The following is a 15,813-nucleotide window of genomic DNA, read 5'->3' on the forward strand; positions in this document are numbered from 1 at the left end:
GATTCTTCATGCATAAAACAACACTGCCATACCAGTGTCGCATAAGATTTGTCCGAATTTAATTAGGAGAACGAAATAAGGCAACATGGATAAACTGCTGGTTCATTCCTGCTTATTTTCAACAACTTAGACTTCAATGCATGCATTATACTTTCGTCTAATGATGTATCACTGTTATTTTTAACAAGGTTGAAAGTGACTTACCACTCGGTATCAATTTCCAAAGTGCCTTGGCAGACAAGAGGGCAAATGCCCGACCTGCCTGGAGCTCGGTTCGATCAAACGGCAAGACAAGACCGGATTGAACCGCTCTTCGAGACCAGGCACGGACAGACCGGGATTTCATCACGTTGCCCCATCGACCGTGCTGAACCCGACAACGCCTCACCAGTCCACTGGTGGGGCGTTTCCTTTTGGTCTCCGCTGGAAAGCCCGGTTTGAAATGGGTGCCTGATCAGGGTTGCCCGCTGCCTTTGGTCCAGATTGCTCCAAATAACCGCGAATTCGGTTGCAAAAACATCACAGTCAAGCAACTTGCTGCGCATCATTGGTATTTCTGACAGGGAGGAAGTGATCACAGGCCCGTGAGGGGGCTTGAAGATCGGGCGGGTCACCACACTTATTACCGAAATATCACCGCTTTCGGCATAATTTGTGATCTTTATTACATCTCTTTGCGAGATTGTGGTGCGATAATGGCAAAATCGTGACCGCGCAAAATCGGGGCGCAAGGCACAAGTCATTGAAAAAGGTCCAAAAAGGACAAGCCTAGAGACCCCAGATGCGGTGAAGGAAGTTGTATTAGCCTTGGGAGGCGTACATGCAACGGAATAGCAAAGCTGGAATTTATGCGCTTGGCCTCATCCTTGCCTTGGCAGGCGGCGCAGCTGCGGCCCCATTGCCTCAGGAAACGATTACGTTGCCGGAGGACCGACTTGCGGTCACAGTTGCCTCCTCGTCCCAGGACCAGGCTGACCCGCTGGAAAGCGAACTGACCATTTGGGTCGGAGAAATCGAAATCGACGGCCGCAAGGCGGTGTGGGTCGAATTGATCGATTCCTATGGTGAAGTGATCTACGATTCCGAAGTCAGCACAAATGAGACGCATCTTCTGCCCGATGGACGCGCAGTGGTGGTCCGCTCGATGGACCAGGAAAACCTGATCGCGGCCAAGGACGAGTCGAGGCTTGTCAACGAAGGCACTCTTATGGTGACCCGGCGGGTCGTCAATGAAGGAGCCGACGCAACCACGGTCGAATTGATCGAGACAGCTGACGAACCGGTTCAAAAGCGTGGCACCATGCTGCAAGTTGCCGATTTCGGCGAGTTGGTCTGGGAGAAGATCGTCGCCTTCTTCGATGCAGCCGGAACCCGCATGAAAGTTGCCTGGAACTGGCTCGTCGATACAATTCAGGCCTAATCCCTGCACCTGACCTCCATCGCGTGTGAGCCCCCTGCCCGGTTTTTCGGACAGGGGGTTTCGCGCTGTCCGCGGTACCAGCACCGCGGGCGCTCATCTGTGCGCTGTCTCCAAAAAGATCCGGGAAAGCGAAAAAATTTATAGAATTCATTGGCCTGCGTGATCCGGATGATTTTCTTGGGCGTAACCGTTCCGGAACAATTGTTTCATACACCCAACAAGAGGCGGCCACCCCGGACCGTCCTGACAGGCCGAAGGATACAACATGCGGATTGCCGTTATCGGCTCCGGAATTTCCGGAAACAGTGCAGCTTGGGCCCTCAGCGCTACTCACGACGTCGTCCTTTACGAAAAACGCCTGAGGCCCGGAGGCCACAGCGCGACCGCCGACATAGACTATGAAGGCACGCGGCTCTCCGTCGACACCGGCTTCATCGTTTACAACGAGCTCAACTATCCGAATTTCACCGCATTGCTCGATCACCTTGGCGTTGCCAGTGAAATCAGCGACATGAGCTTTGCGCTCTCTGCGGATGACGGGAAACTGGAATGGTCGGGGGACAGCCTGAATTCCGTCTTCGCACAGCGAAAAAACCTTTTGTCGCCGCGTTTCCTTCGCATGCTGCGCGATATCTTCCGGTTCAACAGCAACGCCGTAAAGGACCTGCACAATGGGTGCCTTGCCGGCGTCTCTCTGGGCGATTACCTCGACAAGGAACGTTACTCGACCGGTTTCATCAACGACTATCTCCTTGCAATGGGGGCAGCGATCTGGTCCACACCCATCAACGAAATGCGCGCGTATCCGGCGGAAAGTTTCGTTGCCTTTTTCGAAAATCACAGGTTGCTCTCCTTCGACCAGCCCCTCTGGCGCACCGTTTCCGGCGGCAGCCGGAACTACGTCCGGCGCTTGCTGGAACCGCTCCGGGACAAGGTCCGCCTGGGAACGCCGGTCACGCAGATCCTGCGGGAAAACGGAAAAGTCACGGTCGTGGACGGATCCGGCAATTCGGATGTCTTCGACCATGTCGTTCTCGCGGCTCACACCGACCAGAGCCTGGCAATGCTCGGAGATGCCAGTCAGCAGGAACGGGACATCCTGGGTGCAATCCGGTATCGTCCAAACGAGGTTTATCTGCACCGGGATGAAAATCTGATGCCGCGGAGCAAACGGGTCTGGTCCTCCTGGAATTACATGTCCGACCGGGAAGCCGGTGAGACCCGTGACGTTACCGTGAGCTACTGGATGAACCGGCTCCAGAACATCGATCGCTCAAAACCGGTGTTTGTTACCCTCAACCCGTTCCTGGCACCCAGAGAGGACCTGACCTTCGCCAGGTATGTCTATGACCATCCGCAATTCGATACCGCAGCCATTGCCGCAAAAAACAGGCTTGCGGAGATACAGGGTGTCAACAACACCTGGTTCTGCGGTGCCTGGCGCGGTCACGGGTTCCACGAGGACGGCCTGGCGTCCGGCCTCGATGTCGCCCGTGCTCTTGGCGCCCGGTTGCCCTGGGACCGAAACGAACCGGAGCAGCAGTTTCTGGATGCCGCCGAATGAAACCGCGTGCGAGCAACCGTGTCAGCGACAATGGGGCGCTTCCCCGGGAGGCGGCCACGCTTTATTGCGGATCGGTCATGCATCATCGCATGAAGCCGCGCGAACACCGCTTCAGCTACGCGGTGTTTACCGTTTTGATCGATCTGGACAGGCTGGACAGTGCCGCGGGACAAAGTCCGGTCTTTTCGGTCAACCGTTTCAACCTGATGTCCTTTCATGAGAAGGATCATGGTCCCCGCGACGGCACCGACCTGCGGCGCCACGTCAACGACCTCTTGACGAACGAAGGGGTTGAGACGCCGAACCGTGTTCTTCTGCTCGCCTACCCGAGATTGCTTGGCTACGGCTTCAACCCGCTGAGCGTCTACTACGCCTATGACCGGCATGACCGTCTTCTGGCCCTCGTTTACGAGGTCCGCAACACCTTCGGCGGCCTTCACACCTATGTCGCCCCAGTCCGTCCCGGCCAGTCCAGCGACGCCGGCATTCGCCAGGATCAGCGCAAGGAATTCTACGTTTCACCCTTTATCAGCATGGATCAGCACTATCATTTCCGAATGCTACCTCCCGGAGAAACGGTCCGGGTCCGCATTCTGGAAAAGGATCCGTCCGGCCCCTTGCTGGCGGCCACATTTTCGGGCGGCCAGGTCCCCATGCGAACCGGTTCGATATTGAAGGCCTGCCTGCGTGTGCCTTTCCTGACGCTCAAGGTCATTGGCGCCATTCACTGGGAAGCCTTTAAAATTTGGCGCAAGCGTGTACCATTTCATCGCAAGCCGGTTCAGACCGCTTCGGACGCGTCGACGCAACGGGGTGGACGGGACACTGTGCTGGTTTCCAACGATTGACATATCAAGAGGTTCTGCCATGAGTGAGCCTATTGTTCTGACCCAGGAAAATCTTCGCAAAGAGCTGAAGGGCATGCCGCGCCTTGCGCGGATGGCTGCCAGCCTGGCCCTAAAGATCCGTTACGGGTCCCTGGAAGTTCAGTTTCCTGACGGCCGGACGTTTCTGATAAACGGGAGAGAATCCGGGCCCCACGGTGTGCTGAAGATCCACAACTGGCGTTTTTTCCGGATGGTTGTCCAGGGAGGCGACGTCGGCGTGGGTGAGGCCTTCATGGCCGGCTACTGGTCTTCCCCTGATGTGACAACCTTTCTCGAGGTCTTCTGCATCAATCAGGAATCGACCCTCGAGGCGCTGCAGGGAAGGCCGTTCTCGCGGTTTCTGCTGTCGATGCGTCACTGGCTCAACACCAACACGAAGCGTGGCTCGAAGCGAAACATTTCCGCCCATTACGACCTCGGCAACGCTTTCTACCGGGAATGGCTCGATGCATCGATGACCTACTCCTCGGCCATCTACAGCAACGAAACCAACAATCTGGAACAGGCACAGGCCGAGAAATACGCCTCTCTTGTGCGCCAGACCGGTATCGCCCCGGATCACAAGGTTCTTGAGATCGGCTGTGGCTGGGGCGGCTTCGCGGAACATGTCGCCAAGACAGTCGGCGCCCACGTGCGGGCCCTGACCATCTCCCGGGAACAATTCGACTACGCGCGCGAACGGATGTTCAATGCCGGCCTGAGCGAAAAGGTCGATGTGGTGTTCCAGGACTACCGCGATGAAAAAGGTGTCTACGACCGGATCGCTTCCATCGAGATGTTCGAGGCTGTCGGGGAAAAATACTGGCCGACCTATTTCCAGCAATTGTCCCGTTGCCTGAAGCCCGGCGGCAGGGCCGGCCTGCAGATCATCACGATCCAGGACAAGATGTTCGATGATTACCGGCGCGGCACGGATTTCATTCAGCGCTATATCTTTCCAGGAGGTATGCTGCCGCCACCCGAACGCCTGAGGGAGATCAGCAAGTCCCTCGGCCTCGACCTGGAAGACCAGAAGATATTTGGCCAGGATTATGCCCGCACGCTGGTGGAATGGCGCGAACGCTTTCGCCAGGCTTGGCCGCAAATCCGTCCGCTCGGTTTCGACGAACGCTTCAAGAGGCTTTGGGAATTCTACCTGCACTACTGCGAAGCCGGCTTCCGGTCGGGCAACATCGATGTGCGCCAGATGATTTACGTAAAACCGGGTTGAGAGTGTCGCCCCCTTGCTGGAGGAGTGAGCGGGCCGGGTTCTATCCGGCCCGTTTCCGGTTCCAGCCCGTGGTCCTTTTCAGAACGGCAAAATAGGCGCCATATGGCAGCAACCGCAACGCCTTCAACTGCCGCACAAACGTTTTGGGAAAGGCGATCTCGAACCCTGTGGACCGTTGCAGGCCGCGGATGATTTCGCGCGCGGCGTCTTCCACGGAAAGCAGATGTGGCATTGGAAACGGATTTGATCGTGTTGCCGGCGTATCGACGAAGCCCGGATTGACCAGCTGGATGCGAATGCCTGCACGGTCGAGATCGAATTTGAGCGATTCAGCAAGGTTGATCAGTCCGGCCTTGGTCGCACCATAGGCCGCGGACGTCGGCAGCCCGCCGTAGCCGGCCACCGATGACACCACGGCAATCTGCCCCCTGCCCGCCTGCTTCATGCTCTCAATGACGGGCAGCAGCACATTGACCGTCCCCATCAGATTGACGTCAAAGCTCTTCCGGAAGGCTTCCGGATCGCCTTTCAGGCCGTCCTGGGGACAATAGATGCCTGCATTTGCAACAAGCAGGGCGATCGGGCCCAACCGTTCCTCGATCGCCGTGCACTGCCGGACCATCAGGGAGGTGTCGCCGACATCACCCGGGAACGGGAGGATCGTGCCACGGCTTCCGCTCGCAGCGCGCGCGAGATCTTCGAGGGCCTCGCCGGATCGCGCCGTCACGGCCACGGACCAGCCGGCCCGGGCAAGTTCAAGTGCGAGCTGACGACCGATCCCCGAGCTCGCACCTGTGATCCAGGCGCAACCGTCGGCCGGTGTTGCTACGAATTCTTTTGCGGACAAAGTGTTCTCCCGGGGCTTTTGACTGCTTACGCAAGCGCCCGGGGGTTCGGATTTGCGATCAGCGCATAAAGGGGGCGAACCAGCGACCGACCGGACCCGTCAATTCCAGGCGCCCGGCTGTAACCGCGAAACAGATACAATCCTCGCCCTCGTCGGCGATCGGCTTGTGATCCACGTCGCCATCGGCAAAAGCAAGATCACCGGTCTCGTAGTGGCCGTCCTCGTCCCTGAATCCTCCCTGAAGAACCAGGGTCAATTCGGTGCCATGGTGGGTGTGGGACGGCATTGCGCGCCCGGCGCGCACCCACAGAAGACTGCTGTCGCAGCCATCGATCTCGCCGAATTTGCATTCCTTGACGCCTGGCAGCAGGGTTTTCCAGGGCAAGGTGTCCATCGAACTTCCGATGATGGCATGCAATGAGTCCGGGACACGGGTCTGCTCGGGCGCGGTCTCCACCAAAACGGGCTGGTTGTCGTTCAAGTCGGCCGGATCTGCGCTGAGGATCGCAGAAAGTGCACTGTCACGGTCCGACAAGGCGACGGGTTCCGAGTCTTCGAGACCAACCCCGGCAAGTGTTTCAAGTGAAGACACATAACCTCGGTTCCGGTCGCTCAGTTCCAGATGCGCTCCGACCAGTGCCTGCGCCGGATAGGTCAAGGTCCCGGCCGCGTATCCGGCCAGCAACTCATCCATTCCGGTCACATTCTTTTCCATTGCGGATCTCATAAAACTCATTTTGTCCCAAGTTGCCTTAACCGCGATACGCGAAGCAACAGCGCCCGGATCATCGTTTACACCATAAATATTTGAAATTGAATTTCAGAATGGGACGAAGAAAGAATAAATCCCGGCTCACCTTTTATGCTCTGGAGAAAAGTCATTGCGTCTTCACGGACTGCGCTGGTAATCCGGGAGCCGCACCTTACATTGCGACCTTGATCAAGATGCCGCTGACCTTTAGCGTCCGGTGCTCATCAGTTTCATCTGTCCGGACAACACAACCGGGTCAGATCAGCCAGGATAAAAAGAATGTCTGTGTCCGCTTCTGTTGTCGATGCGATCGGGAACACGCCCCTCATCCGCCTGAAGGCTCTGTCCGAGGAAACAGGTTGTGAAATCCTTGGAAAAGCGGAGTTCATGAACCCCGGACAGTCGGTCAAGGACCGGCCGGCCCGTCAGATGATCCTGGAAGCCGAAGCCCGCGGCGACCTGAAACCCGGCGGCGTCATCGTGGAAGGTACGGCCGGAAACACGGGCATCGGACTTGCCCTTGTTGCCAGCGCTCGCGGCTACAGGACCGTCATCGTCATTCCCGAGACACAGAGCCAGGAAAAGAAGGACATGCTGCGCCTGTGCGGCGCGGAACTGGTTGAAGTGCCGGCAAAACCCTTCAAAGATCCCAACAACTACCAGCACGTCGCCCGCCGCCTGGCCGAGGAGATGGCCAAGACGGAACCCAACGGTGTCCTGTTTGCCGACCAGTGGAACAATCTCGACAATCGCAAGGCTCATTTCACCACAACCGGCCCGGAAATCCTGGCCCAGACCGGTGGCCGGGTCGACGGCTTCATCTGTGCGGTCGGATCCGGAGGCACGCTTGCGGGGGTCTCGACCTATCTGCAGCAAAACAAACCCGGTGTCGTGATCGGCTGCGCGGATCCGCGCGGTGCGGCCATGCAATCGCTGTTTACCAGCGGGGAAGCCGTGGCATCGGAAGGCGGATCCATCTCGGAAGGGATCGGACTTGGCCGAAGCACCGTGATCGTCGAGGACCTCAAGGTCGACCATGCCTACACGATCCCCGACGAGGAAGCCCTGCCACTGGTCTTCGACCTTGCCCAGAACGAAGGCCTGCTCCTGGGGGGCTCTACCGCGATCAACCTCGCCGGCGCGCGCAGACTTGCCCGCGAACTCGGTCCGGGCAAGACGATCGTGACCATCTTGTGCGACCATGGCACCCGCTCTCAGTCCAAGCTCTACAATCCGGATTTCCTGAGGTCGAAAAACCTGCCGGTCCCGGCCTGGCTGGAACGGGAAATAACCATCACGCCTCCCTATGTCTGACGGCACACCAAAAAGACGCTGACACCCCATGGATCCGGAAACAGCCACACTTGCGCATGACGGAGCCGCCGCCGACGCGGTGATCCGCGATGCCGTGACTGATGCCGGGATCCTCGACACGGTGGCCAACAATCTGGGCCTGGTCGCGGCTTTTGTCGCGGCCATGTATATCACCGCGGGCATCTGCGCCGTGCGCGAAGTGATGAATTCCAGGACGTCGCAGGGCTCGGTCGCCTGGCTCCTGTCCCTCTTCTTCATGCCCTATCTGACGGTGCCGCTCTATTTCGTGTTCGGCTGGAGGTCATTTTCCGACTACGCCAAGATACAAGCAACGCTCGGCCGCCAGGAAAGGGCCCGCCGGGCTGATGAACTCGGCCTCACCGATCACGAAGAGACACGCGACTGGCCGGTGCTCTCGCGGGTTGCCGGTGTGCCCTTTCTGGCCGGCAACAGGGCGGAGCTCCTGATTGACGGCGACGCAACGTTCAGCGCCATCAAGGACGCCATCTCACGGGCGCAGAACGTTATCCTGTTCCAGTTTTTCGCCATCCATGACGACGCTCTCGGCCGCGAGATGGCCGATGCACTGATTGCGCGGGCACAGGAAGGCATCGATGTCTATTTTCTTTATGACGACGTCGGCAGTCATTCCCTATCACGGGACTTTCTGAAAAAGCTGACCGACGCCGGGGTCAGGGTTTGCGGTTTCAACGAGAACCACAAGTTCCTGCGCCTGCTCGGACCGATGCGCCTCAACTACCGCAACCATCGCAAGCTTGTCGTTGTCGACTACAGTGAAGCCTTTGTCGGTGGTCACAATGTTGCCGATCAGTATGTCGGCCGGGACAACTGGTTCGGCCACTGGCGGGACACCCACGTGCGTGTTTCGGGTCCCGCAGCCGTTGCCTGCGCGCTTTCCTTTGTCGAGGACTGGCTCTGGGCCAGCGGCACGCAGATCCATATTCCGCAAGTGACCGAGATACCCATGCCCGGCGACGAGTCGGTTCTTGTCATGCCGACGGGGCCCGCCGACAAACTGGAAGAATGCGCCATCGCATTCGTTGAGGCGGCTGCGCGAGCGAAGAAACGGTTCTGGGTTACCACGCCCTATCTCGTCCCGTCACTGGATGTGCAGACGGCTCTGTGCGCGGCGGCGATGCGCGGCGTGGATGTGCGTGTCCTCCTGCCTGAAAAACGGGACCACTGGACCGTCTGGCTCGCCAGCCACGCCTATGAAGACATGCTGGTTCAACGCGGGGTGAAGGTCTATCGCTATACGGACGGCTTCCTGCATCAGAAGGTGACGTTGCTCGACGACGACCTGGTTTCCATCGGCACGGTCAATTTCGACAACCGGTCGTTCCAGATCAATTTCGAGCTGACACTGTGGTTCACACATGAACGCATGATCCGGAACGTCGAAGCCATGCTGGACGCAGATTTTCAAAATGCCCGGCTGACCTGGCCGGATGCGTTCCAGTCCCGCAGCTACGTTTTCCAGGTCCTTGCCCAAGGGGCTCGGCTGCTGTCGCCCATTCTTTGAGCTTCCTGGGTTGTGCGGAGTTTTATTACAGCCGATAGACGGCATTTGCAGCATCGGTTTAATGCAATTTTAGGTCGTAATTCTCATAGTCGCCCTAACGATTTTTGACAGGGGCATTTCATGAGATTGATTTTCAGCTTCATCGTTCTGCTGGCTATCGGGCCGGCCTTCTTCTTTCTGGACGGCGCGATCCTCAAGGACTTCCGGCTCAGGTTCGACTCGCTTGCACCGGCCTATGTCGCGACCACCGACCGCGAATGCCGTTCGAGACTTTTTCTGTTTCACCATTGCAGCTACGATTATGTCTACAACCACGATGACCAAAGCCAGACCTATTTCTTCGTTTCTCTCGGCGCCCCGGATACACTTTCACTTCTGAGAAGCAACACCACAGGGGAGCTGACTTCGGATGTCGGCCAGGACTATCTCTGGAACAGGATCCTGACCGTCCTGTTGTTCCCCGCCCTTTTACTCTGGTTTCTGGCCAAATACTTTTCGGCCAGACGCCCGGCCACCGCCGTGGAGGGACCGGCACCGCGGCAAGCGCCACAACCCCGTCCGAGCTCTCCCCCAGGTGCAGGCCAAAGGCGTCAGGCCTTCGGTAAGCGTCGCTGAAAGTCAGATCCGTATAATCTGGTTTTGGATGACGGGATGTTCTACCTTGAGCAAAGTACCAAAGCTCCTGAAATGAAACTTCATGACCTTCCTGCCTGACTATGCGACCCTGCTCGCCTTCACCGCCGCCGCCCTGGTCCTGACGATCACGCCCGGGCCGGACATGACGTTGTTCATGAGCAAGACGCTCACCCAGGGACGGCTCGCCGGATTTGCGGCCGTGCTGGGAGCAACGGCGGGCCTCATCGTGCACACGATCCTGGCGGCGGTCGGCGTTTCCGCGCTGCTGGCGGCCTCTGCGCTGGCTTTCACGCTCTTGAAAATCGTTGGTGCGGTCTATCTGATTTGGCTTGCCTACCAGGCGATCCGGAACGGAACCAGCTTTTCGCTCGAGGCGGCCAAGGCCCCGAAACAGCCTTTCCACCGGGTCTGGCTACAAGCGCTCGGCGTCAACATCCTCAATCCGAAGATCGTGCTGTTCTTCGTGACGTTCCTGCCTCAGTTTGTCAGTGCGAGCGACCCCAGCGCGGTCGGGAAACTGCTCTTCCTGGGGTTCTATTTTGTGCTGCTCGGCATGCCTATTTGTGCTCTGATGGTGATCGGCGCAAGCGCGTTTGCCAGGTTCCTTAAGTCGTCGCCCGGGTTCATGCGCGCCTTCGACTGGGCCTTTGCCGGCATCATGGGAACATTTGCCCTGAAGCTTCTGGTGGCCAAGGCCAACAGTTGAGGCAATGGCTGTTTGTCGTGCCGTGTCTCCATTGCCGATGCGTGACCGGCGGAATGGAAGTCTGCGGCGGTCCAGCCTTGCTGCGGACGGCGTCAGCGTGCCAGCAGATCACGCAGGCCGGACGGCGTTATCTGTGCCATGCTTCTGAAGTCACGGGACATGTGATGCCTGTCCGAATAGGCGGCCCTGTAGGCAATGTCTTCAAGAGACGTTTCCCCCGCCAGCAACAGCCGGGACGCCTTGCGCAACCGGACAAAGCGCGCCAGCCTTCCATAACCGATGCCCGTTTCAGCCAGCCGTCGCGACAGGCTGCGCGAAGACAGTCCCAGGCGCGCCGCCGTATCTGGCAATGCGGCATGGTCTCCTTCGGATTGCTCCAGAGTGTCAACCAGACGCTTGACCAGCCTGAGCTGGACCGGGCCAACACCTGGATCAAGAAGGTGCCTGAAGCCGAGTGAAGGCGGAAAACCGGGCGTCCGTTTCAGGGCGTTCGCTCCCCCGGACAGCATGAGGACTATGTCGCTGTCAAATTCCATGGTTTCACCGAGAAAGGTGCCGAACCTGAACACAGGCTTCGCGGCCCCTCCCCGCGGCACCGACCAGATGCCGCGAAGGGACAGTCCGGCGCTTTCCAGGGTGCCTGTGACGACCCCGGCGAGCATGGCCGGTCCGAAAGGCTTCCTGTTCGCCGGTCGCACCTTGTGAGGCGACAATACGAGGGAGCTGTCCTTTTCGCTCATGACGAAGCCGTGGCCCGCATTGCGTTCCTGGTACCGCAGGGACGCCTGCAGCGACAGGAGCCCGCTCCAGCGCCGGACAAGGTCCTGAACGGATAGGGCACTGGTCAGGACAAGACTGACCACGTCGAAGCCGGATGGACTGCCCATGGCACGGGCCAGTCCGAACACGGCATCGCAGCCGCGCAGACGGTACAACCGTTCAATGGTCGCCATCGGATCGCACGATCCACCCGCTGGTTCGTGCCCGGATTCGCTCAGGTCCGGAAACCGCAAGCCGATCTGCCGGGCATATTCCCGCAGCCACCAATTCCAGTAGGCCTCGTAAGCTTCCCCCATCGGGGCATTGACCGAGGTTGGTACCCTTCCGGTGCCGGCCGGCCCCAATCCGGACCCTGAAATTTTGGCGCTGATATTCACAATGTTCCCGGTCCCCTCGGGCACGATGCCGGCACCCTGGACGAAACCAGGGGTCGAGTTCGAATGCAAGCGTCGAGAACGAGGGTAACATGAGTATTTTCATCAAGGGTCTAAAGCCGGCCGGAATAGCTGTCGTGGCGGGTCTTGCTTTCTTCGCAAACGGCAGCGCCGGATTCGCCGAACCCGCAAATCTGACAGTGTCGCAAATCGAGGCAATGATGGCCGGAAATTCCATCTTCGGCTTCTTTCCCGACGGTGTTACGGAATACCGGCAGAACAATCATGACGATGGCATCGCCGTGGTTGTGATCAAGGGCGACAAGATCCGAAACATCCCCTGGGAGGCTGTCGAGATCGACGGAACCGGTCACTATTGCGAGGACTGGAGTGCGGATGGCTGGGGCAAACTGTGTTTTACAGTGACGCGGGAAGATCCCGCCAAACCCGTTTTCACAAATGCCAAGGGCACGTCCAACAGCCAGAACTGGGCGGAAGGATTCGTTGACCTGAATTTCCCAGAGTAACGCTCCTGTACCAGGTGCATTCCAAGGTCCGCGGATCATCCGGTCCGCGGGCCCCGTTTGTATTGAACACTTCTCGCGATCGTCAAATTTCTCCTTGCGCACACCATGGATCATTGTTCAATTCTGGAAAGCACAACAACGGAGAGCCAGATGACCACGCCCTTGTTTCGCGAAGACGCCTATCTTCGAACATGCGAAGCAGAAGTGGTGGGCGTGAATGACCGGGGCGGTATCGTTCTCGACCGGACCGTGTTCTATGCGACCGGCGGTGGCCAGCCGGGCGACAATGGGTCCCTGGAAATGCAGGATGGCAATCGAATCGCTGTTGCCACTACGGTCTACGACGAGGACAGAACCACCATTGTGCACGTCCCCTGCGAAGGAGAGCCCCTGCCAGCGGTCGGAACCCGGCTGACCGTTCATTTGGACTGGGCACGCCGCTACCGGCTGATGCGCATGCACACGGCGCTGCATCTTCTGTCCGTTGCCCTGCCCTATCCCGTTACCGGCGGGCAGATCGGCGATCCGGAGGGACGGCTGGACTTCGACATGGGCGACGAAACGATCGACAAGGAGGCGCTCGTCGAGAAGATCAACGCCCTTGCCGGTGGCGATCACGAAATCAGCACCGAATGGATCACCGACGAGGAGCTCGACGCCAATCCGGGCCTGGTCAAGACCATGTCGGTGAAACCGCCTCGCGGCGCCGGCAGGGTCAGGCTCGTCAGGATCGGCGACAATGTCGATTTGCAGCCCTGCGGCGGAACACATGTTACCCGGACGTCGGAGATCGGCGAACTCGCGCTCGGCAAGATAGAAAAAAAGGGCAAACAGAACAGGCGCGTGCGCATTCGCCTTGCCGATTGATGCCCTGGCGGACATGCTTGCCAAAGGGAGGCGGGAGATGAAACTTTCAGGTGGTTGTCACTGTGGTGCCGTAACTTTTGAGCTCGAGAGCAAGGCACCCTATCCCTATATGCGATGCTACTGTTCGATTTGCCGAAAAATCGGCGGCAGCGGCGGTTACGCCATAAACCTCATGGCAGACGCCGGCAGCCTCATGGTCCGCGGGGCGGAAACAAAAGGCGTCTACAATGCGGTCATCGATGGCAATACCAGTCCAGCCGAACGGCATTTCTGCAAATCCTGCGGGTCGCATCTGTGGGTCTGGGACCCGCGTTGGCCCGAACTGATCCATCCCCATGCGGGGGCGGTTGACAGCCCCTTGCCAACGCCGCCGGAGACGGTCCATATCATGCTGGCGTTCAAGCCGGACTGGATCACCGTGCCCGACGGTCCGGGACATGTGCATTTTCAAAACTACCCGGACAAGTCCATTGAAGACTGGCACCGATCCAAGGGACTTTTCGAGGCTTAAGGAGACACCATGACCGACCATCCGCTTGTATCCACCCAATGGCTGGCCGACCATCTGTCGTCTCCCGACCTGGTCGTGATCAACGCCTGGATGCCGCCCGTGACCCATCCGGACGCCCCTGCAGTGTTTCCGAACGCGCATATTCCCGGCGCCGTCTTCTTTGATGTCAACGAGATCTGCGACAAGTCGAGCGACCTGCCGCACATGTTGCCGGCACCGCATGTTTTTTCGTCCGCCATGCGAAAACTCGGCATCGGCGACGGGCAGACGATTGTGGTCTATGACGATTTCGGTTTCTACTCCGCCCCGCGCGTGTGGTGGACCCTGAAAAGCATGGGTGCCGAGCGTGTCCATGTCCTCGATGGCGGTTTTCCGAAATGGCGCGCCGAAAGCCGTCCCTTTGTCGATGAGGCCCCGAGAAGGGTACAGAGCCATTTTTCCGCACGCCTCAACAACGGTGCGGTAGCGGACCTGGAAGACATTCGCACGGCGATCGCCAGCGGTGACCGGCAGATCCTGGATGCCCGCTCGTCCGAACGCTTTGCCGGCGATGCGCCCGAGCCCAGGGCCGGGCTCAAGAAGGGACACATGCCGACCGCGCTGAACCTGCCATTCACGGAACTCATCCATGACGACGGCACGTTTTGTACCAGGGAAGAACTGGCGGAGGCCTTCAAGCGGGCCGGCGTCGATCTGGACCGACCCGTCACGACGACCTGTGGCTCGGGTGTGACCGCCGCAATCCTGACACTTGCCCTTACCATTCTGGGGGCTCGCGACCTGGCGCTTTACGACGGCTCCTGGGCGGAATGGGGCAGCCGTGACGACACGGAGATCGCTACCGGCACGGACTAATCGATTGCGATCCCGCTCCAGGGACAGACCAGGCATCGTCCTGGTCTTTGTCCGGCTGCACCGGCAAGCAACAACGCCGCGAGTACAGGCTGACACGCAGGCTCGGGGCACCGTCGTCACACGTCATCTCGTCGGCCTGTTCTCAGGTCCTTGACGACGTCAGGCCCGCAATCGTTTTGATGCGTTTTCCGGCGGTGAAGATTGCATCGCCCTCTCCTTCTTGCCGCGTTTGCCACCCAGCTTGATCAGCACATCGGCGCGCGTGCCTTCAAGATGATGCCCGGGCCAGATCTCGAGCGCGTTCACCAGGTCTCCCCTTGGGTAGGTCGTGCTGACTTCATTGCGCAAGGCAGGCGAAATCCGCATGCGGCCCATACCGAAGACATCGCACATGGCACCTCTGGACAGCAGGTGCGCTTCAGCGCCATGGAGACGCTCCGAGACGTAGCCATTGAGATGAAGGCCAATGGCGTCGGCTATCTTGCGGATTTTCGCGCGGTCGTGCCCCTTGCCGACAAGGTGTCTCTTGCACCGTTCGGCTCCGTGGACGACGAAGCAGCAGTCTCCCGGCTCTCTGGTTCGTCCGCCGGCGAGCCCCACATCGTGAAGTATGGCGGCCGAAAACAGGAGCTCACGGTCTGCCGGCAGCTTTTTGTACTCCCCCAATGCCACAGCCCAATAGTAGGTTCGCCAGCTATGGCGCATCAATTCGGTGCTCTGGACGTCGTCGGCAAAATCCAGCGCGTCGCGCACCAGTGCGGTGTCCGGTGGCTGCATGCCGTCGAGATCTGTCCCGAAGGCATTCATGAGGCCTGTCCTGACCTTGAGGCCGTCCATTGCCTCAAGGGCCGTCATGCGGCCGAGGTTGAGCACCAGTTTCAGTTTCTCGACCCGGGTCAAACGTCCGTCCGCATAGGCTCCCTGCCGCCGTCCCCACGCCACGGTTCCCATGTCTGCCTGTACGTCGGCCATCTCCCACCACCTTTCCATAATCGGCTCCTTTTTTTGTACTGTATCGTAC

16 protein-coding genes are annotated in these 15,813 nt (G+C 59.0%); 12 read left to right on the forward strand and 4 right to left on the reverse strand.

All coding sequences use genetic code 11. The annotated features are described in order from the left end of the window. Positions 1-820 precede the first annotated feature (820 nt). The 4 genes from O6760_RS24460 to O6760_RS24475 all read left to right on the forward strand — a co-directional run bounded on the left by O6760_RS24460 (position 821) and on the right by O6760_RS24475 (position 5,081). Complete coding sequence (locus tag O6760_RS24460; protein ID WP_269582260.1) at positions 821-1,420, forward strand: hypothetical protein; 600 nt, start codon at positions 821-823, stop codon at positions 1,418-1,420. 265 nt (positions 1,421-1,685) lie between these two features. Next, the gene (locus tag O6760_RS24465) at positions 1,686-2,984 is read left to right on the forward strand and encodes an NAD(P)/FAD-dependent oxidoreductase (protein ID WP_269582261.1); all 1,299 of its coding nucleotides are present in this window, start codon (positions 1,686-1,688) and stop codon (positions 2,982-2,984) included. Beyond that, the gene (locus tag O6760_RS24470; protein ID WP_269582262.1) at positions 2,981-3,832 is read left to right on the forward strand and encodes a DUF1365 domain-containing protein; all 852 of its coding nucleotides are present in this window, start codon (positions 2,981-2,983) and stop codon (positions 3,830-3,832) included. The genes O6760_RS24465 and O6760_RS24470 overlap by 4 nt, the downstream gene beginning before the upstream one ends. A gap of 19 nt (positions 3,833-3,851) precedes the next feature. Beyond that, positions 3,852-5,081 (forward strand): SAM-dependent methyltransferase, encoded by a 1,230-nt coding sequence (locus tag O6760_RS24475; protein WP_269582263.1) that lies wholly within the window; start codon positions 3,852-3,854, stop codon positions 5,079-5,081. A 40-nt stretch (positions 5,082-5,121) separates the two neighbouring features. Here the strand turns inward: O6760_RS24475 and O6760_RS24480 are convergent, their stop codons facing one another. After that, positions 5,122-5,928 carry an SDR family NAD(P)-dependent oxidoreductase gene (locus O6760_RS24480; RefSeq protein WP_269582264.1) on the reverse strand — a complete coding sequence of 269 codons (807 nt, stop codon included), beginning with the start codon at positions 5,926-5,928 and terminating at the stop codon, positions 5,122-5,124. 58 nt (positions 5,929-5,986) lie between these two features. After that, on the reverse strand, positions 5,987-6,643 hold the full coding sequence (locus O6760_RS24485; RefSeq protein WP_269582265.1) for a ChrR family anti-sigma-E factor: 657 nt from the start codon (positions 6,641-6,643) through the stop codon (positions 5,987-5,989). 315 nt (positions 6,644-6,958) lie between these two features. Here O6760_RS24485 and O6760_RS24490 point away from each other — a divergent pair, with 315 nt between their 5' ends. The 4 genes from O6760_RS24490 (at position 6,959) to O6760_RS24505 (ending at position 10,878) form a co-directional block, all read left to right on the forward strand. Further along, positions 6,959-7,993, forward strand: coding sequence for a cysteine synthase A (locus O6760_RS24490; protein WP_269582266.1), 1,035 nt, complete (start codon positions 6,959-6,961; stop codon positions 7,991-7,993). Positions 7,994-8,021: 28 nt separating this feature from the next. Then, a complete protein-coding gene (cls, locus tag O6760_RS24495) occupies positions 8,022-9,536 on the forward strand; it encodes a cardiolipin synthase (protein ID WP_269582267.1) in 1,515 nt (504 codons plus the stop codon). Positions 9,537-9,656: 120 nt separating this feature from the next. Continuing rightward, positions 9,657-10,151, forward strand: coding sequence for a hypothetical protein (locus O6760_RS24500; protein ID WP_269582268.1), 495 nt, complete (start codon positions 9,657-9,659; stop codon positions 10,149-10,151). Positions 10,152-10,233: 82 nt separating this feature from the next. Further along, positions 10,234-10,878, forward strand: a complete 645-nt coding sequence (locus tag O6760_RS24505; RefSeq protein WP_269582269.1) for a LysE family translocator — start codon at positions 10,234-10,236, stop codon at positions 10,876-10,878. A 92-nt stretch (positions 10,879-10,970) separates the two neighbouring features. Here O6760_RS24505 and O6760_RS24510 read toward each other — a convergent pair whose 3' ends face one another. Then, positions 10,971-11,954 (reverse strand): helix-turn-helix domain-containing protein, encoded by a 984-nt coding sequence (locus O6760_RS24510; RefSeq protein ID WP_269582270.1) that lies wholly within the window; start codon positions 11,952-11,954, stop codon positions 10,971-10,973. Positions 11,955-12,124: 170 nt separating this feature from the next. Here O6760_RS24510 and O6760_RS24515 point away from each other — a divergent pair, with 170 nt between their 5' ends. The 4 genes from O6760_RS24515 to sseA all read left to right on the forward strand — a co-directional run bounded on the left by O6760_RS24515 (position 12,125) and on the right by sseA (position 14,792). Next, positions 12,125-12,559, forward strand: coding sequence for a hypothetical protein (locus tag O6760_RS24515; protein ID WP_269582271.1), 435 nt, complete (start codon positions 12,125-12,127; stop codon positions 12,557-12,559). Between the two features lie 150 nt (positions 12,560-12,709). After that, positions 12,710-13,426, forward strand: coding sequence for an alanyl-tRNA editing protein (locus O6760_RS24520; RefSeq protein ID WP_269582272.1), 717 nt, complete (start codon positions 12,710-12,712; stop codon positions 13,424-13,426). 37 nt (positions 13,427-13,463) lie between these two features. Beyond that, positions 13,464-13,937, forward strand: a complete 474-nt coding sequence (locus O6760_RS24525; protein WP_269582273.1) for a GFA family protein — start codon at positions 13,464-13,466, stop codon at positions 13,935-13,937. 9 nt (positions 13,938-13,946) lie between these two features. Further along, positions 13,947-14,792, forward strand: a complete 846-nt coding sequence (gene sseA / locus O6760_RS24530; RefSeq protein WP_269582274.1) for a 3-mercaptopyruvate sulfurtransferase — start codon at positions 13,947-13,949, stop codon at positions 14,790-14,792. Positions 14,793-14,951: 159 nt separating this feature from the next. Here the strand turns inward: sseA and O6760_RS24535 are convergent, their stop codons facing one another. Beyond that, positions 14,952-15,764, reverse strand: a complete 813-nt coding sequence (locus tag O6760_RS24535; RefSeq protein WP_269582275.1) for an HD domain-containing protein — start codon at positions 15,762-15,764, stop codon at positions 14,952-14,954. Positions 15,765-15,813: the final 49 nt, after the last annotated feature.

This window comes from Roseibium sp. Sym1, from assembly GCF_027359675.1.
Taxonomy (GTDB): domain Bacteria; phylum Pseudomonadota; class Alphaproteobacteria; order Rhizobiales; family Stappiaceae; genus Roseibium.